Annotated in this window: 17 protein-coding genes; 7 read left to right on the top strand and 10 right to left on the bottom strand. The window is 41.1% G+C overall.

Annotated elements, in window-relative coordinates; genetic code table 11:
- Positions 1-46: 46 nt before the first annotated feature.
- The 4 genes from L6494_RS05985 to L6494_RS05970 all read right to left on the bottom strand — a co-directional run bounded on the left by L6494_RS05985 (position 47) and on the right by L6494_RS05970 (position 4,585).
- Positions 47-1,756, bottom strand: a complete 1,710-nt coding sequence (locus tag L6494_RS05985) for an NAD+ synthase (protein ID WP_237992369.1) — start codon at positions 1,754-1,756, stop codon at positions 47-49.
- 92 nt (positions 1,757-1,848) lie between these two features.
- Positions 1,849-2,595 carry an NUDIX hydrolase gene (locus L6494_RS05980; RefSeq protein ID WP_237992367.1) on the bottom strand — a complete coding sequence of 249 codons (747 nt, stop codon included), beginning with the start codon at positions 2,593-2,595 and terminating at the stop codon, positions 1,849-1,851.
- The gene (locus L6494_RS05975) at positions 2,556-3,158 is read right to left on the bottom strand and encodes a nicotinate-nucleotide adenylyltransferase (protein WP_237992365.1); all 603 of its coding nucleotides are present in this window, start codon (positions 3,156-3,158) and stop codon (positions 2,556-2,558) included. Before L6494_RS05975 ends, L6494_RS05980 begins: the two co-directional genes overlap by 40 nt.
- Positions 3,159-3,214: 56 nt before the next feature.
- The gene (locus L6494_RS05970; RefSeq protein WP_237992363.1) at positions 3,215-4,585 is read right to left on the bottom strand and encodes a nicotinate phosphoribosyltransferase; all 1,371 of its coding nucleotides are present in this window, start codon (positions 4,583-4,585) and stop codon (positions 3,215-3,217) included.
- 1,199 nt (positions 4,586-5,784) lie between these two features.
- Between L6494_RS05970 and L6494_RS05965 the strand changes: the two genes are divergently transcribed.
- The 3 genes from L6494_RS05965 to L6494_RS05955 all read left to right on the top strand — a co-directional run bounded on the left by L6494_RS05965 (position 5,785) and on the right by L6494_RS05955 (position 9,204).
- A complete protein-coding gene (locus tag L6494_RS05965) occupies positions 5,785-6,285 on the top strand; it encodes a sterol desaturase family protein (protein ID WP_237992361.1) in 501 nt (166 codons plus the stop codon).
- Between the two features lie 281 nt (positions 6,286-6,566).
- On the top strand, positions 6,567-6,992 hold the full coding sequence (locus L6494_RS05960) for a hypothetical protein (protein ID WP_237992351.1): 426 nt from the start codon (positions 6,567-6,569) through the stop codon (positions 6,990-6,992).
- Between the two features lie 70 nt (positions 6,993-7,062).
- Positions 7,063-9,204: a single-stranded-DNA-specific exonuclease RecJ gene (locus L6494_RS05955; RefSeq protein ID WP_237992349.1), complete on the top strand. Its 2,142-nt coding sequence runs from the start codon at positions 7,063-7,065 to the stop codon at positions 9,202-9,204.
- Between the two features lie 50 nt (positions 9,205-9,254).
- On the opposite strand, the gene psb30 is transcribed toward L6494_RS05955, so the two are convergent.
- On the bottom strand, positions 9,255-9,377 hold the full coding sequence (gene psb30, locus L6494_RS05950; RefSeq protein ID WP_237992339.1) for a photosystem II reaction center protein Ycf12/Psb30: 123 nt from the start codon (positions 9,375-9,377) through the stop codon (positions 9,255-9,257).
- Positions 9,378-9,505: 128 nt separating this feature from the next.
- Between psb30 and L6494_RS05945 the strand changes: the two genes are divergently transcribed.
- Entirely contained in the window at positions 9,506-9,856 is a 351-nt protein-coding gene (locus L6494_RS05945) for a YkgJ family cysteine cluster protein (protein WP_190700577.1), read from the top strand.
- Positions 9,857-10,425: 569 nt separating this feature from the next.
- Here the strand turns inward: L6494_RS05945 and L6494_RS05940 are convergent.
- The 4 genes from L6494_RS05940 to L6494_RS05925 form a co-directional block, all read right to left on the bottom strand.
- The gene (locus tag L6494_RS05940) at positions 10,426-10,809 is read right to left on the bottom strand and encodes a hypothetical protein (protein WP_237992337.1); all 384 of its coding nucleotides are present in this window, start codon (positions 10,807-10,809) and stop codon (positions 10,426-10,428) included.
- A gap of 9 nt (positions 10,810-10,818) precedes the next feature.
- On the bottom strand, positions 10,819-12,027 hold the full coding sequence (locus L6494_RS05935; RefSeq protein WP_237992335.1) for an XRE family transcriptional regulator: 1,209 nt from the start codon (positions 12,025-12,027) through the stop codon (positions 10,819-10,821).
- Between the two features lie 142 nt (positions 12,028-12,169).
- Positions 12,170-12,601, bottom strand: coding sequence for a type II toxin-antitoxin system VapC family toxin (locus L6494_RS05930; protein WP_237992333.1), 432 nt, complete (start codon positions 12,599-12,601; stop codon positions 12,170-12,172).
- The gene (locus tag L6494_RS05925; RefSeq protein WP_237992331.1) at positions 12,594-12,848 is read right to left on the bottom strand and encodes a YlcI/YnfO family protein; all 255 of its coding nucleotides are present in this window, start codon (positions 12,846-12,848) and stop codon (positions 12,594-12,596) included. Before L6494_RS05925 ends, L6494_RS05930 begins: the two co-directional genes overlap by 8 nt.
- A 152-nt stretch (positions 12,849-13,000) precedes the next feature.
- Between L6494_RS05925 and L6494_RS05920 the strand changes: the two genes are divergently transcribed.
- Positions 13,001-13,432: a TMEM165/GDT1 family protein gene (locus L6494_RS05920; protein WP_190700582.1), complete on the top strand. Its 432-nt coding sequence runs from the start codon at positions 13,001-13,003 to the stop codon at positions 13,430-13,432.
- A gap of 41 nt (positions 13,433-13,473) precedes the next feature.
- Complete coding sequence (locus L6494_RS05915) at positions 13,474-13,770, top strand: TMEM165/GDT1 family protein (RefSeq protein WP_237992328.1); 297 nt, start codon at positions 13,474-13,476, stop codon at positions 13,768-13,770.
- 46 nt (positions 13,771-13,816) lie between these two features.
- Here L6494_RS05915 and bioU read toward each other — a convergent pair whose 3' ends face one another.
- The gene (bioU, locus tag L6494_RS05910) at positions 13,817-14,821 is read right to left on the bottom strand and encodes a (S)-8-amino-7-oxononanoate synthase BioU (RefSeq protein WP_237992318.1); all 1,005 of its coding nucleotides are present in this window, start codon (positions 14,819-14,821) and stop codon (positions 13,817-13,819) included.
- Between the two features lie 401 nt (positions 14,822-15,222).
- Here bioU and L6494_RS05905 point away from each other — a divergent pair, with 401 nt between their 5' ends.
- Positions 15,223-18,657, top strand: a complete 3,435-nt coding sequence (locus L6494_RS05905; protein ID WP_237992316.1) for a HEAT repeat domain-containing protein — start codon at positions 15,223-15,225, stop codon at positions 18,655-18,657.
- The last annotated feature ends 2 nt before the right edge of the window (positions 18,658-18,659 follow it).

The raw sequence follows: 18,659 nt of genomic DNA, 5'->3' as shown, positions 1-18,659 counted from the left end.
CATAAGTATATACTCGTGCGGAGTGTTGTTTAAAAAGTTTATGCGTTTATACGGTAGAAGTAGTAACTGTTTTAGCGGGATAGGTGTTTTTAATCGCACTCCAGTTACTCGCAATTGGCATTCGCCAGCCTGTACCAAAGGCGCGGTCGGTGATTTTGAGTCCTGGGGGTGCTTGTCGGCGTTTAAATTCTGCCCTTGCTAGCATTTGGATGATTCTTTCGACGATTGTAGAATCATGGCCGGCGGCGACGATTTGCGCTACTGATTGGTGTTCATTAATTAGGCGTTGTAGAATATCGTCTAAAATTTCGTACGGTGGTAGGGAGTCTTGGTCAACTTGTCCGGGTTTGAGTTCTGCGCTTGGTGCTTTGGTAATGACGTTTTGGGGAATGATTTCGCTGTTGTAGTTTAGCCAGTTGCACAGTGAGTAGACGCGGGTTTTGGGAACGTCTGCAATTACTGCTAACCCGCCATTCATATCACCGTAGAGAGTGCAGTAACCAACTGCCATTTCTGACTTGTTGCCGGTGGATAATAAGAGATAGCCAAATTTATTAGCGATCGCCATTAATAAGTTACCCCGAATCCGGGATTGAATATTTTCTTCGGCAATACCAAACTCTGTACCTGCAAACAAATCAGCCAAACTGTTGTCAAAGCTGTGCATTAATTCGCCTATGGGTATGGTTTGGGTTTGTATTCCCAAATTCTTAGCTAATGCTAAAGCGTCGCTGATGGAATGTTCGGAACTGTAGGGGGAGGGCATCAGTACACCCAAGACATTTTCTTTACCTAGGGCTGCGGTGGCGATCGCTGCTACTATTGAAGAATCTATCCCGCCGCTTAACCCTAAGATAACTTTAGAAAAACGGCACTTTTGGGCATAATCTCGCACTCCCAAAACTAAGGCTTGCCAAATTTCTTCGTCTTCTGAGGTGTATGCTGGGACAACAGAAGCTAATTGTAAATCCCATTGCGTTGTGTCAAATTCTACTGTGACTAAATCGGTAGTAAAACCACTGGCGCGACATATCACTTCACCTTGACGATTCAAAGCAAAGCTACAACCATCAAAAATTAAATCGTCATTACCGCCAACTTGGTTAGTATAAATTATCGGTTGTTGGAAACGCACCGCACTATGTTTGAGCATTTCCTCACGACTGCGTTGCTTACCCACTGTGTAAGGTGAAGCAGATAAATTGACAATTAAATCCACACCCAAAATTGATAAGTCAGCTATCGGATTAGCTGCATAATGCCGTTTACCCCAAAATTCCTCATCATTCCATAAATCTTCGCAAATTGTTACGCCGATATCAATATTATCTAGGGTGAAATAATTAGCTTGCAGTCCTGGTTCAAAGTAACGATTTTCATCAAATACGTCGTAAGTTGGCAATAGTCGCTTATGAAAAAATTGCTTGACTCTACCATTTTCTAATAAAGCAATACTGTTATATAAAGTTTTACCGCCTGTGATATGGGCTTGATAATTTTGTTCGACAGTCCCAACTAAGACAGCTAAATTAGCTGGTAAATCCCTGGCTAATTGCTGCAAATTAATACTCATAGCTTCCACAAAACTAGGATTTAATAATAAATCCCTAGGTGGATAGCCACATAAAGAAAGTTCAGGAGTTAACAACAGCCGCGCCCCTTCTTTTACAGCCTGCTGTGCCACCTCCAGAATTTTCTGAGCATTACCAGACAAGTCACCAATTATAGGATTAAGTTGAGCGATCGCAATTTTCATATTTTAGTTATTAGGGAATTGGAAATTGAGAATTGGGCATTGGTTTGTTTTCTACTTCCCCTACACCCCTATACCCTTACACCCCTACACCCTCAAATAAACACCAAAGGTTTGTCCTTAAAGGGTGCAAAGGCTTCAGCATCAAATTTGTATAAACTGGCTGGACGACCTGCGCCGCGTGATACTTTGATGCCTGTATCAGATAAGAAGCCTAACTTGAGGAGACGCGCTCGAAAATTAGAATAATCCGCGAAATTATCCCCTAAAACTGTGGTATATAACTGATATAAATCATTCAAAGTAAACATTTCCGGTAATACTTCAAAGGCTACCGGACTGTACTCTAATTTATTACGTAACCTTCTATGACCATAAGCCAAAATTTCATTATGATCAAAAGATAATTTTGGCACTTGCTTGACTGGATACCAAGCAATACCAGTTACGCCATCAGCAATTAATTCTGCTTCTTCAAATCTGACAAGGGCAAAATAACTAACTGATAAATAACGCACGCCATAACTACCAGTTGCTTCCCTTGGGTCGCGTTCCGGCCCGCCAAAGGTATACAACTGTTCTAAATAAAGATTATTTACCCTAATTTTTTCGGACATAATGCGATAAGCTGCATCTTCTAGAGATTCTCCTTGACGTACTAAAGTACCGGGAAGACTCCAATAATTTAAAAATGGCTCTTGCTGTCGCATTACTAAGAGAACTAAGAGGCGATTCTGTACAGTATCTACAGAAAAAATTACATTATCAACACCAACTTTGAAATCGGCCAAAGGTTGTTGATTTAACGAAGTTGAAATTGTTTTGTGGTTGCGTCCGGGCATTTGTACAAATGCTGTTGATTAATATAAGCAGCGATAGGGGGAATGAGGGCTTCGGTGTTTCCGTGTTCACGATATGCTGTGGAGGATATATCTAAACCAGTTAAACCGGCGATCGCAATTTTTCCTCCCACTGCTTCCACGGCTTCTAAGCTAGACTCATCTATCTCATATCCCGGTCGTGGCACAATCAACAGTTGCACTTGCTGTAATAATTCTTCAACTCGATACCAGCGCGGTAGCTGATGTAATAAATCTGAACCAATCACCAAGGTGAATTGGGTGTCCTCACCCCAAAGTGATTTCGCTTTATCCAATGTTTCCAAGGTTCTAAAGCTACTTAACTCCTGTTCTAAAGCAATATTTTGCCTGGGTGCTTCTATATCTGTAATCAACAACCGCAACATCGCCGCCCGATGTGCTAAAAGTGTTTGATGAGATTTGAAAGGATTATCAGCCGCCCACACCGCTACCCAATCATAACGCTCAGACAACCACCGCAGAATCTTTTGATGTCCTGCTGTTGGCGGATCGGCACTAGTACCAAATAAAGCAATTTTTTTCATGTTTAATAGTCAATAGTTATTAGTCATTAGCTTTTCCCCCCTACACCCCCACACCCTTACACCCCTATACCCCTAATCAACTCCGACAACGTGGGAGAAATTTCCACGGTTAAGGCAATAGGATGCTCTAGTTGTCTGGTTTTTTCTGGTAGACTTGCTACCGAAGCGGTTGTACGTTGGCGAATTGCGGCTAAGGTTTCTGGTGGTTGCAGTCTTTGACCTTCTTTGACCACTAATTCCAATAATGGTTTTTCTGTGTCCAGGGGAGTGTCTGTCATTAATCCCAATCTGTCTGCTTTGACTTGACTTCCCGCAAATGACCGAAAAATTTGCTTGCGTCCTGGATACGTGACTTTACCACTGGACTTTTTCATTACAGGGATACCGTCAATTTCTACGAGTTTATAAACCCCGTTCACTGGTGAACCTGTAACTAGTTTCGTACCTAGTCCATAGCCATCAATTTCTGCACCGGCGGCTTTGAGTCTGGCAATTTCCCACTCGTCTAAGTCGCCGCTAGCAAAAATTGTCACCCCAGGAAGAAGCGATCGCACTTGTTGTGATAATGTCACCAAATCTCCAGAATCTAACCTCACCCCTGTTAATTCCATCTCTCCTGCATTGACTTTTGCGGCTAATTTTTTTGCCGCCGCCACAGTATCGTATGTATCAATCAACAATGGCGCACCGGGAAAATAGCGGTGGAATGCTGTAAAGGCTTGTTCTTCACTGCCTTCCATCGCTGATAACGCCATAACCAAGGCGTGAGCCATCGTACCACTAGGCCTTTCACCTAGTTGTAGTGCGGCTAACACATTAGAAGTAGAATCTAAACCCCCAGCTAAAGCTGCCCGTGCTGCCCATAATGAGGCTTGGGGACTAAATGCCCGTCTTGTGCCAAATTCCAAAAGTCGGGCTGTCTCACCTGCAACATCCCGCAGACGTGCCGCCCTGGTGGCTATCAGAGTTTGGTAGTTAAGTGTATTTAATAGATAGGTTTCGACTAATTGCGCTTGCCAGAGGGGGGCTTCTACGCGTAAAAATGGTTCGTTGGGAAAGACAGCCGTCCCTTCTGGTACTGCCCACACATCCCCAGTAAATCGTCCCTCAGCCAGTAATGACCAAAATTGTTGATTCGCTTGGGCAAAAATCCCTGTTGCCTGTAATGCCGCTATCTGTTCGGGGCTAAAGCGCAGATTTTCTAAGTATTCCAATGCTTGAGCCAAACCCATCGCAATTAAATAACCAAAACCTTCAGGCGATCGCCTGACGAATAACTCAAAGCTAGCCCGCCGTTGTTCCACCCCTTCACCCGTGTAACAAGCTGTCATTGTTAACTGGTAAAGGTCGGTCAGCAGGCTGTAATCTGCCGCAGAGATATCTAATTTTGGTTTCTGGTGGCTATCCCAGACTGGGAAAGGTGACATACCAGAGCTTCCTTACAAGAATGGTGCTTTTTGTTATGGTAGAATTTACCATAAATAATGTCAAGCACAAAAAGTATGAGGTTCAAAATAACGATAATGCACTGTTTGCATGGCTTTGAATACTCTTTTAAACTATTAATTAACTTTTCTTAATGGTTAATTTCATCAAAACTTGATAATTGCGTGGATAAATATAAACAAAAATGACAGCAAAAAGCCCCGACTTATCAAACAATTCGGAGGTCTAACTTTCATTACAGCATTGCTATTAACTTGAGATTTTCGATTAGAATAGACATAGAAAGTAATAAAGTTTTGATCAAATTAAGTATTGCAAACTTACCTGACAAAGTATTTCAAATATTGTCAATATATTGAGAAAAGCAAGCTAGATAAATTTATCAGTATTAAAGTAAATAAACCAAGATAAATTTGACTCAAAAAGGAGTCTAAATATTATGGCTATTTCCAAAATAATTGCTAGCATTACTCAGTATATTTTCTGAAGCGGCAATGAGGATCTTTGGCCCTACTGATGATGCTTATCCTAATACTGGCGTACAACCTTTTACGGGTGAGCCTTACAAAAAGGGTTCTGCTGAAAGTTGGTAAATAGTAGTGCAACCCATCATCTATATATTTGGTAAATTGAAAAAACAGATAAACACAAATCATAAATTGTGTTTATCTGTTTTTTTTGAATATATTTTTTATCGCATCTCTAAGTAGAAAGACTTGAAAAAACCCAAATTATATTAAGTAATGTTAAAAAATAAGATTGATTTCGTAGTAAGGACTTTAGTCCTTACTACAAACCTTTAATTATTTACGCCGTTCTACTTACATGATGGTTTGGGGATGATCTTAACCTAAATTTGTACTATTTTTAACTAATTCTTTGCTTATAGTGTATCGCTTCGTCAGAAAATTGGGTAGGAACAAAAACATATTAGGTTAAGTGTAACAGTTTTTAGATGTACAAATTTCATCAGAGCAAAGTTAGAAGCAAAATCAGAGGCTCACAAAAGTTACTATTCCCTGCATTGAGGATTGTAGATTCATGAAACTGCATTTTCTCAGTTACTTTTACATTGAGCCAAATTAAGCTATCGCAATTCTAAATCATTCGTGAAGCTCAGTATCTGCATTGAGCAAGGTCTTTTTTTGTGGTGTTTTATTACTGAAATTGAGGATTACAAATGCTTGAGGCTGTCGCTATTGCCTGGCTGTTATTGTTTTTTGGTGATTTTTTATCAACATTTGTTTACCATGTACCTGAACACGTTTTTGGTAGCCTCCACCTGAAAACACACCACTCATGGAAGAAAGATTTTCGTCACTATGCAATTTTGACATTAAATCTTCAGGTGCTTTTAGATGGTATTTTGGGAGCTTTACCATATATATTAGTAGCTGTAATTTTGTGGTCTTTCTCTCCCATTGGGGTAATTGTGGGTTTATTATTTGGTCAATTTCATGTGTGGTGGAGACATATTAGTGTCTTAGGTTGGCAAACTCCAAAACTCATCAATTTTTTGTGTCAAATTTTGTTTATCACCACTCCTGAAAGACACTGGTTACATCACCAAAAAACAAATCTAGGTTTTGGCGATATCTTTACCTTTTTTGAACAACCTGCACAAGTTTGGTTACGCTGGCTGAGACTGTTAAGGTTAAATAAACGTTACTCGCGTATTTAACTAAAGTTGTAGAATGGTAAGCTATTGGACATTTAATTTGCATAACTAGGGTGGGAAAGATGCCCACCCCACAAGAGTTAGGAGTGCAGTAGGGGCGGGTTTACCCGAATCATCGTGAATAATTGAGGATATCTGTGAACCCGCCTCTACTAAAATCCAAAATCTAAAATTGGTTGACCTCACGGCGGTACTAGTCCCCAGTCGCCAATACCTAAGATTTGCTGAGGCTGGATAATATCTCTGTAGGCTACTATGTGGCATAAGTATTTATCCAATGGCTTATGTTTAAAAAATTGCCAGTTGTATTAGCCGCAGCTACTCTGTTAGTAGCATTCATAGATCATTCTCACACGAGTTTAGCCGGGACTTGTGCTTCTAATTGTGGTTCTCGCCCCCTTCAGTTTACACCTGGTCAACGTATCCGCTTAGAAGTAATTAATAATACTTCTAAGTTAATAGAATTAGAAAAAATCCAAGGTTCTCGCGCTATTCCTCTACAACCCGGACAGAAATTACAATTTGCTCAGGAAGACGGAAAACAACCGAATCTTTCCCTTGTGTTTTGGGATAAGACAGGATCACCTCTACAAGCAGTTATTTCTAAACCAAATTTTGCCACATTACGCGTAGAGATTCGTCCTACTTGGCGTTATCCAGGCGATCGCTCTCTCTATATTCTCAATGATGGTCGGGTAAATGTTTTCTAATAGTGAACATAAAGTGTTATGAGTGATGAGTTGAGCAATAATATTTAATTTCCCACTCATAATTCTCACAGTGCTAGATAGACTTGTCCCAGACACCTCCCAACCTTCCAGGCGTTTACCCGATCAACGCTGGTACATTTACCTACAGCAACCAGAATTGGCTGAAAAGTTGGCATTGGCGACGAATTTATCACCAATTATCAGCCAGTTGCTGATTAATCGCGGTATTGAAACCCCAGAACAAGCACAAGCTTTTTTAAACCCCGAATCACTCAACTTACCGTCACCGCTAGTAGAATTTCCAGATTTGGCGTTGAGTGTGGAATTATTGCAAGATGCGATCGCCAATCAAACTAAAATTGCTATCTGTGGTGATTATGATGCTGATGGGATGACTAGCACGGCTTTATTGTGGCGTAGTCTCCGCAGTTTAGGCGCACAGGTAGATTATGCTATTCCCAGCCGGATGCACGAAGGCTATGGGATTAATCAAAGAATTGTCGAAGAGTTCAAGAGTGAAGGTGTGGAGTTAATTCTGACTGTAGATAATGGGATTTCTGCTTTTGAACCCATTGCTAGAGCTAGAGAACTGGGTTTAAAGGTCATTATTACCGACCACCACGACATTCCCCAAAAATTACCCCCAGCTAACGCCATCCTCAACCCCAAACTCATCGCCGAATCTTCACCATATCGAGGTGTGGCTGGTGTGGGTGTGGCTTATATTTTGGCGGTATCTTTAGCACAGCAGCTAGGGAACACTAAAGGCTTAATTCAGCCGATGCTAGCACTATTCACCCTCGGAACGATCGCAGATTTAGCACCCTTAACTGGTGTCAATCGTCGCTGGGTAAAACGCGGCTTAAAGCTGTTACCTAAATCCCAATTACCAGGGGTACAGGCTTTGATTCAAGTTGCAGGGGTACAAGCTCAAGGATCTGGGGAGAAATTGTCTTCGCCAGCCAACAGTCAACAGTCAACAGTCAACAATCCCAAAACCCTCAAACCAGAAGACATTGGCTTCCGTCTCGGCCCCCGAATTAACGCCATTGGTCGCATTGGTGATCCGCAGACGGTGATTGAATTACTGACTACGGATGATATGGAGATAGCACTGGCGCGAGCCATCCAGTGTGAACAAGTAAATACCACCCGTCAACAATTATGCGAACAAATTGAACAAGAAGCGATCGCATTTGTAGAGGCTCAATTTATCACATCTCTACAACAAGACCGGGTTTTAGTAGTTGTTCAACCTGATTGGCATCATGGTGTAATTGGTATTGTCGCTTCCCGTTTGGTGGAACGTTACGGCGTACCCGTGTTCATCGGTACTTATGAAAATGACGCACAAATTCGCGGTTCAGCGAGAGGGATTCCTGAGTTTCATGTGTTTGAAGCCTTGGAATATTGTCACGATTTGCTGGGTAAATTCGGCGGTCACAAAGCAGCCGGTGGATTTTCTTTCCCAGCAGACAACTTACAAGAATTGCGATCGCGCTTATGTGAGTTCGCCAACCAATGTCTAGAACCCCAACACCTCAAGCCGTTACTGCAAATCGATGCTGAGGCTAATTTTCATCAAATCAACCAAGAACTTTACCAACAGTTAGATGCTCTCCATCCCTGCGGTATTGATAACCCCGACCCAGTATTTTGGACATCTAACGTGAAAGTTGTCGAGCAAAAAATTGTCGGTAAAGGTCACATAAAAATTACCTTTAGCCAAAATATTAGTCAGCAGGAATACGTAATTAAGGCGATCGCCTGGCGGTGGCGCGATTATTATCCTCTGCCACGGCAATTAGATATTGCTTACAAATTGCGAGAAAATAATTTTAATGGCAAAACTACTCTGGAAATGGAATTGATAGGTGTCAGACTCCCCAAAGGTGAATTACAAGAGGAATCAAACCAATCACCAGTTCCCCAATTTCGCCTATTTTATACACCTAACCCTAAACCCTTAAGAACCACCTTCAATTACCAGCAGCGTCAATATACCTGTGGTATCTATCAAAATATTTCGCCTCCAGAGTTAAGAATCAAAAACTCTGAAGGCAAAGTGTTAATGATGCAGCCAGGGAGTAAAATCGGTTTACTAGGTAATAGTCGTGAAGATGCCCTAGAAGTTGACCTATCCTTACCCCCATATGACCGTATTATTCAAACGGCTCTCCAAGCCTTATCAGGTATGAGTACCGAGCTATGAGTCCAAGCTTTGATTTTCACTATGTTCCCAAAACTCAGCACTCAGCACTTCTAAAGGTTGCCGTTGCGGAATGCCAAGACAAAAATTACAACCGGCCCAGCAATGATGATTAATGCAACAGAGACTAGCTGGAAAATCACTTCCCAATTAATGTTAGCTATAGCGTCAAACATTGTTCTCTAATTCCTCCCAATTGGCTGAAAAAATTTAATTACTCAGTTGCAATACCCGCAATTAATCATATCTGGCGATCGCCAGTGATATTTAATTTACTTAATAAAAGTATAGGAAAAAACATAAAATGGCAACATGGCAATGTGTAAAACAATGTGGAGCGTGCTGTAATCTTGACCCAGCCGAGCGTCCTGAAATAGAAGATTATCTTACACCTGAAGAATTAGAACTTTACTTGAGCATGGTAGGTGAAGGCGGCTGGTGCATTAACTTTGACCATATCACACGAGAATGCCGCATCTACTCCCAGCGTCCCCGATTCTGTCGTGTAGAAACTGAGGTATTTCAGGATATGTATGGGATTGAGCCAGAAGAAATCAATGATTTTGCCATAGAATGCTGTCAGCAGCAAATTGAGGGGGTGTATGGCGACAGAAGTCTAGAAATGTTGCGTTTCGATAAAGCTGTAGGGATTTAAAGTTATGTTAATTTGATTTTAATCTACAACATCATTTTAACGCTGCTTCCCACCAACTTCGCAGAGGATGATTTTTAGCTGGTAAATAGCGACCTTTGAGACGAATTGTGTTGAGTACATTACTTAGTTCAGACAAATCAAGACCTGCTGCTTCTGACCAATGCTTGATTATTTCTGGTGTCGATAGAATCTGAAGATAGGGAGCTTCTTTTTGTTTGACACTCCTCAGCCTAAAGGCATGAGGATTCTTGGTTCAACGAGTCCACTTAGCCTAGACTCCTTGCGGTATCTAAGCCAGAGGTGGTTCTCTCCCCAAGCGTTAACTTTTGGTCTGCCCGACCATAGTTGCACAAAGTGCAAAATTTGTTTGCAGTTCAATGCTGTTCGTCTAGTACCTGTGAATCTTTTACCTACTTCCAGGTGATACTAGAACTACGAAGTAGAACCCCCTAGATTCAGTTGTCAAGGTGCAGCGTCTACGTGTTAGGTAGCAATAGGGTTTTTTAAGTGGTTAATTACCCTTCCACATCCCCTATTCTACCAAAAGCCGTCCTATAAGGACGGGGTTTTCAACCCAATTTTTCGATAAATGCGATCGCTCGTCTGTCATCAGTGGCGATCGCCCATTGACGATGAACAGCGATAGCACAAGTAGCAGATTCACCATCATCACCAAGAATAGCAGCATAGTTTACATAAGATTCTTCCTCTTGTTCTGACTCAAAATCTACAACTATGAGTAAACCTTGCTCAATCGCTTCCTCAAACTGGATTGCTCCCTCGTTCTCTTCTTGCTTGAGGCGTTGGAGTGTTTTTAACTCATACTCCTGAACCACTGTAGTGACTACAACCTCAGCCGAAATAGATTTCAAAATTCCCAAAAAATTACCCGACGCACAAAAATTGAGAACACAGCAAGCATCAAGAAGAATGTGGGAATGATTAACCTGCATACATTACCCTCACTCCCTATCAGTCTGCATTTGACGCAAATCAAAATCAGTCGCTTCTTCCATCATTCCGCTTGAATATTCCCGTAATGCTTGTGCGATGCGGCGAGCTTCTAAACGGTCAACACAGAGGAAATCAGCAAAACGCCCTTCAGTAATCAAACCTTGGTCTAATGCCTCAATTGCTAAATGTTGATAGTGGAGTGGCATCATATCAATCCTTTGGGGGATTTTCTCTAAGCCAAGTTCCTGTTGTACTTTTCTGACTTTCAAACCTCTATCTCGTAATTTCTCCCAAGTTCCTGTAGGCAGAAGTTCTATTTCCTCAAGCCGATAAACAAGTGCTTCTACAGAAACACCGTAATAATGGGCGAGTGTAAATAGATTAGTCGGAGTGAATTTGCCATGTGTGCAATACATATCATTGAACCGCTTAAGCAATCCACTGGTAGGCATCAGAAAATATTTGGGGAAAGTTTCCGCTAATTGCTCACTTTCTGGCATTCTTTGATACTGAGCATCAAAGTGAAACTCAGGTTTTTGCCGATGTGCTAAAAAATGCAGGTATCCATGCGCCATTGACCAACGTCGCCGCTCCTCTAAGTGATTAGCATTGATAGCCATACAGCCACCAACTTGTTCGTTATAGCTGTAAACTTCTGAGTATTTTTGTGGCATCTTCAAATAGAAGATACGTAAACCCACATCTTGTTCAAGAATATCTCGAAGTTTGGGAATAGGCGCATCCCCCAAACCCAAGCGTTGACGCTCTGCAATTGCTAGACTTTCCGCAGCCGATTTAATCGGCATATTTTTGACCTGATACTCCAGAGGATAGTTTTGCGGCAATGGCGCGTCCATAATCTTCTCAAGTTCCAGGTAATTCTGACAAAGTTGCTCTAATTGCAGGATGAAAGGTTTAATTTCTGCTTCTTCTTCCTCACTGCGCTGATAAACTGCTCTAAACTGTACCTCAAAAGATTGCACCACTGGACGTGGCCGAACAAAGTCACTAACGGAACATCCGTAAGCACGAGCAAGTTTAATCAGTTCATTAGGCTTGAGCCGGCGTTCTCCTTTTTCGATAGCAATCATCGTAGTACGTGCAGAATCGATGACCTTAGCTGCATCAGCCTGAGTGATGCCACACTTCTTACGTGCTTGTTGAAGGAGTTCCCCCAATGTCCGCAGGTCAATATTGTCAAGGATGTTAGTAGCCATAATGTTTTTCCTCAACCTTTTTCAGCAGGAGAGGTTGATTGGATGAGACTGTTATACAACTATTCTAACAATGTCAGATATTAACTGGCTTTAAAAAGCTAAAATGTCAGATTGCTTCAGCCAAGACTCTGTTGAAAAACCCCTATATTTCCCCTATTTCCCGTAGGTAAGCAGGTCTGGGTGTGACTTGCCTAACCAGTGCAGCGTCAGCAGTCCAAAACTCAGCAGATGTCATCTCAGCACAAGCGAGAAATGCTGCATTATAAAGAGTTGATAAACCGTATTTTTCGGCAATTTCCCAACTTTTGCTCCGCATTGCTTCTTCTTCAATGTAATCAATCGGCAGTTCGCAGAAATCCTCAAAAAAACCTAGTGCTTCCTCTGTCGTAATGACTCCCAACCGCGTTTTCTTCCGTAGTACAGACCCAACCTCAGCCCAAGCAAAAGCAGGTGCTACTAAACGTATATTTAAGCTCAATGCTTCTGCTACTAGGGTTACAGCTTGATATTGATAAACTTCTGGGACAAGGTAAGGAATCCAAACACTGGTATCTAGACACAAAACTCTAGTCACGTCTTCCTTCACCTTCTCTGAGACTGTGAATCATCTCTATAGAACTTGGTTGTATGCCAGTTTTAGCTTTGATGATTTCGCTACGGGCAATAATTCGTTGATGTGCAGCCCATCCTCTCCTACGTCTGACTTCAGATTCCAAAGCCTCCACCACTAAATCATTAAAGGATTCGTTGCTTCCCTTAAGTTTCTTGGCTTTGGCAAGTAGTTCCGAGGGAAAGCGAATTGTTAAAGCTTCACGTTCCATAAAATTCATTGCAACCAGTTAATGGTATCACTTACTGTAACTAGTTTATCTCACAGGAAAGTTACATTTTTTGCAGTAGAGTTGCAATTTATTACAAAAATCTGAGAAAATGAGAAGAATATGAAAACAACCTAGTTAAAAAACTACTGCCTGTGAAACTTGACTCTGCACCTGTAACCCTTACTGGCTTATCTCAGTCTGAAAACCAGCCAGAACTAATAGCAAGTAACGAATCTCACCTTGCTACCGCCATCATTGAGCCAGTTCAGCCTGTAGCTAGTGCTGATAGTCATAAAAAGCAGGAATCACCATTTGTTATTTTCGGTACTACTTTTATTACTATTTTTCTTGCAGAAATTGGCGATAAGACACAGCTATCAACTTTATTAATGAGTGCAGAATCTCATTCCCCGTGGGTGGTATTTTTGGGTTCTGGGGCTGCACTAATCACCACCAGCTTATTAGGGGTACTGTTAGGTAGTTGGATTTCTAAACAACTTAGTCCCAAAGCTTTAGACAAATCCGCAGGAGTGATGTTGTTTTTCATCTCCGTCATGCTGTTCTGGGATGTATTACACGGTTAATCTTCCCTATTTCCAATTCCCTTTACCCATTACCCAAAATTATGGATTGGCATCTTTTAGGACTAAGTTTTATTACAGTTTTCATCTCCGAATTAGGCGACAAAAGCCAACTAGCCGCGATCGCACTTTCTGGTCGTGGTCAATCTGTGCGTGCAGTCTTCTTTGGTAGTGCGGCGGCGTTACTCTTAGCCAGTTTTCTCGGTGCATTAGCTGGGGGTGCAGTCGCAGAGGTATTACCCACCCGTTTATTAAAAGCGATCGCTGCTGCGGGTTTTGCCATTCTCGCTGTGCGTCTGCTGTTCTTTAAAAATGAAGAATCAGCAGAATCGCTAGATTGACACTCCCCCTGTCTTGAAATTGAGGAGTGTCAACTAAACTCTCATTTTACTTCACAAACATAGGCATAATTTCAGCTGCTGTAAATATGCCGTGCATTCCGCGTTGATGTAATTGTCTACCAGCTTTCAGATAACCAAAAGCAGGACCGCAGACATTAGCTGCCATGCTGGTTTCATCACCCAAAGTAAAGGTATGAGTAGAAATTTTACCCTCAAAGGTGCGTCCTGTCACCTTAACGTTAGTGCTGAGGGGCTTTTTGGGGTTGCGGGTATCGACTACACCACCAACAGTCACGCGATCGCGATCTACTATCCCTGCTAACTCTAGCATCACATCATCGGCGTGTTCCATATTGGTCAAGGTAAGCACACCATTAGTTTTGTCTAGTAGTGCTTCTACCTCTGCATCAGTCATCGCCCTGGCAACTTCCACAGTATAACCAGGCATATGTCCAATATCTTCCCGAACGGTGGCGCGGTAAGCTTCCCAGTTGGCAATACCTACACCAAAGGTAATCTCTACTTGATGAACTTCGGCGTAGCTTTGGGCGGCTAAGGCGGCGGCGGCGGTTAACAGTCCGGGTGTTGCACCGCAGCCTGTCATATAGGTGATACCGGCTGCTTGCAGTTCGTCTTTCATCGCAATTAGCTGTTCTACCGCACTGGTGCGCTTAATGGCATCTACCAACACACCGCGCCAACCAGATTTAATAAACTGGCGTGCTACAGAAGGAATAAAATCATTGGGTAGGTTAGGCAAAGCTAAAAAATACCCATCTACAGGTTGTGCGCTGTCGATTAAATCTTGAATACTGTTGTTGCTTAAATTGCCGATGGGTTCTAAATAACCTACCGACCCTTGAGACTGGTAGGTTGCAATGCAATCTTGAAAATTCAAACCTTCACCAGCGTAAGCATAACCTTTTTGATCTGCCACTGCTACCAATGTCATTTCCCGTTTACCAGCCAATACCTTGGCGGCTGCTTGTCCGAGTCCACCGAAACCCAATACTCCGATACGTATAGCTGGCGCAATATTTGCTGTATTCATAGTCAATTACTTAAGTTGAATCACAAGCCTTAAGACTTTACCATCTCGGCTGATGGCGATCGCTCAAAGCTATAAAGGTTAATTATGCTGCATTATCCTAGTTTCTTCCCCAAGCAGATCAGTTTTTTTATCGGAAATTATTACTGAGTAGCTGAGGCTTAAGCAAATTTTCACGCGATCTGACTTTACTAAAACCCTAACAAAAGCCCAGTCATACAGGCTGGGTTTTTGATTGCAAGAGCGATCGCTGTCCGATAGTCAGGGATACAAGGCTTGCAAAAAGCCGAAAATCAGAAAAAATTTACGTAAGCTTAACTAATATCGTAGATATACTGGTAGTGCTAGTATCAATCTAGAATCTATACTTATTCATTTAAATCAATTATGTGGAGACCATAGTAATGATTAGTGGAATGATTGGTGCATGGGTAGGAGAATTGGTAACAGTAGAAGTTTCTAAGGCTTTGCTAAGTGGTGTTACGAGCAGACTTAACCCTAGTGATTTAGATAAGGCTATTAAAACTGCAACTATAGAAGCTTGTAATCAGGAAAACCGATTATTTTCTTCTTGCCCACCAGACTTTATACCAAAATTTTTATGTAATTTTTTTAAAGAACAAGGATTGTCAGAGCTACAGAAGCCTTTAAAAAATGAAGGAAAGCCTGATGTAGATTATTTAGCTGTTGTTTTCCAAAAAGCAGCTTTAGCTGACTCAAAAATGAAAGAAATTAAAATTGAGTATGTTTATTCATGGATGGAGGTTTTTGTTACAACTTATTTTCAAAATACAGATAATTGTATAAGGTTTCAGATTGCCAAAGACAACTATTGTCAGCAATTAGTTAATTGGTTTGATGATGTTAAGTTTGCTGGGATTGCTGTACCAGGACAAGAAGTAGACAAATCGGAGAAGCTAGTCAATATTTTTGTGTTACCAGAAGTCCAGGAGGATAACCAAAATGATTTAAACTCCAGCATCGAAACAGAGTTGTTATCATCCAATTTGAGCCAAAGTCAGCAACAATTACTTTGGGAACAGAGACAGCGTGCTTTACGAAACTCTTCTGGGAGAAAATTGTTAGCTTCCCAAATTTTAAGTCAAACCAACTGTCAAAAGGTTGTTCTTTTAGGTGCGCCTGGCTCTGGAAAAACCACTTTACTGAGTTATTTTGTGGTGATGATAGCTCAGAAGCAGATTGATCAACTGAAGATAACAGCAGCAGACTATTTACCTATTATAATTTCCATACGAGATTTTGCTAGGCAAGAAAATACTAGCATTCTGGAATATGTTAAGCAATTTGTGGAAAAAAATTTATGTGTCAAAACCTTACCTGTAGGTTTTTTTGAATATTGGTTAGATGATGGACGCACTTTTATATTTTTTGATGGTTTGGATGAGATTGCTCAAGAGAATAAACGATATGAGGTAGTGCGAAAAATCGAGAATTTTTTAGGGCAGTTTCCGGAAAATTGTGCAGTTATTACCTCTCGGCCTGCTGGCTACAAACGTGATTTTTTTAATACTCAAGAGTTTGCCCATTACGAGCTTTTAGCTTTTGATGATGAGAAGATAGAAAAGTTTATTAACTGTTGGTATAACAGCCGTATTCAAGATAAGTCAGAGGCGGAGCGACGTAAAACAACTTTACGGGAAGCAATAAATAAGAATGAGCGTCTCAAATTACTAGCGCGTAACCCTTTGCTGTTGACTATTATTGCTCTGATTCATCGCTATCAAGCAGTTTTACCTAAAGGTCGCCACAAACTTTATGAGAAAGCAGTAGAAACCCTCTTAACTTCTTGGAATGGAAACAAAGACATTAGCATTGAGCAATTATTAAATCTTGATATTGAGGATTTACTTTTTTTGATGCGAAAATTAGCTTTTTGGATTCATGGACAAGGTAGTACAGAAGATAACGAAGGGGGAACACTAATTGCTCATGAAGATTTGCTTGACCAATTAAAAAGAGAAATCAAATCTTTGAAAGAAATTGATCTTTATAAAGCAGAGGAAAAAGCAAAACGTTTTTTAAGTTTGATTCAAGAACGTACTGGACTGCTTAATGAACAAGGTCAAGATTGCTATGCTTTTGTGCATAAAACCTTTCAAGAATATCTGTGTGCTAGAGAAATTCATTATCAAGCAGATGATCAAGACGATTTTGATATTGTTTTACAGTATATTGATCAGCATCTCCATGACCCTCATTGGCGAGAGGTGTTACTTTTATTGATTACTCAGCAAGCACCAAACAAAGCGGCTACAGCCATTAGAAGAGTCCTCAGCAGGAATAGCGAATATGAACAATGGTTGCATCGTGACTTATTATTTGCTGGGAATTGCCTTGCCGAAGATATTAAAAATTTAAAAACTGCAAAAAATTCTCCAGCTATAGAAATTTTACAAGATTTAGTAAATCTTGAAGTCAGCGATTCCTTGCAAGTGAGTTCTAGAATTAAATCACAAGTATTCCAATTTTTATGTAGTCTAAATGAAACAGCTTTTCAAACTCAAGCTTTGCAATTGTTAAAAGAAAAAGAGCAACAAATAGAACAAGTAAGATTTCAACGATATTGTGCTGCATTAGGAGAGAAAGAAGCAGCAGTTAATAGATTAATTGAAATGACAAAAAAATCAGAATATAGGGTTCGTTTGATTGCCGCATCTGTGTTAAGTGACATAGGTGGAGAAGTCGCAATTAATTGCTTACTAGAACTCCTTAAAGATTCAGAAAAAAATGTAAGTTTAACTGCCGCAATTTTATTAAGCCAAATAGGTGGAGAAGTCGCAATTAATTGCTTACTAGAACTCCTTAAAGATTCAGAAAAAAATGTAAGTTTAATTGCCGCAATTTTATTAAGCCAAATAGGTGGAGAAGTAGCAATTAATTGCTTACTAGAACTCCTCAAAGATTCAGATGCTCATGTGCGTTCTAGTGCCATATTTGCGTTAGGTAAAATAGGTACAGTAGCAGAAATTCCTTGGTTAATAGAACTCCTCAAAGATTCAGATGCTCGTGTGCGTTCTAGTGCCGCGGATGCGTTAGGTAAAATAGGTGGAGCAGCAGAAATTCCTTGGTTAATAGAACTCCTCAAAGATTCAGATGCTTGTGTGCGTTCTAGTGCCGCAGATGCGTTAGGTAAAATAGGTGGAGCAGCAGAAATTCCTTGGTTAATAGAACTCCTCAAAGATTCAGATGCTCGTGTGCGCTCTAGTGCCGCAGATGCGTTAGGTAAAATAGGTAGAGCAGCAGAAATTCCTTGGTTAATAGAACTCCTCAAAGATTTAGATGCTCGTGTGCGCTCTAGTGCCGCAGATGCGTTAGGTAAAATAGGTGCAGAAGCCGCAATTCCTGACTTACTAGAACTCATCAAAGACCCAGAAACAAGAGTGCATTCTAGTGCCGCAGATGCGTTAGGTAAAATAGGTGCAGAAGCCGCAATTCTTGACTTACTAGAACTCCTCAAAGATTCAGATGCTCGTGTGCGTTCTAGTGCCGCAGATGCGTTAGGTAAAATAGGTACAGAAGTAGCAATTTCTGACTTACTAGAACTCCTCAAAGATTCAGATGCTCGTGTGCGTTCTAGTGCCGCAGATGCGTTAGGTAAAATAGGTGCAGAAGCTGCAATTCCTGACTTACTAGAACTCCTCAAGGACTCAGAATCTGATGTGCGTTCTAGTGCCGCAAATGCGCTGAATAAAATCGACAAAAAAACTCATAGTGTAGTCATTACTCTTTCTCAATGGATTAACGAACACCAAGATTCCAAATATATTAGATATGGAATCGATTTGCTATGGGATTTGGTATGTGGCGAGACAACCTGACA

The organism is Nostoc sp. UHCC 0870, assembly GCF_022063185.1.
Taxonomy (GTDB): domain Bacteria; phylum Cyanobacteriota; class Cyanobacteriia; order Cyanobacteriales; family Nostocaceae; genus Trichormus.
The sequence above is the reverse complement of the archived record's forward strand: the minus strand, read 5'-3'. Positions and strand labels throughout refer to the sequence as shown.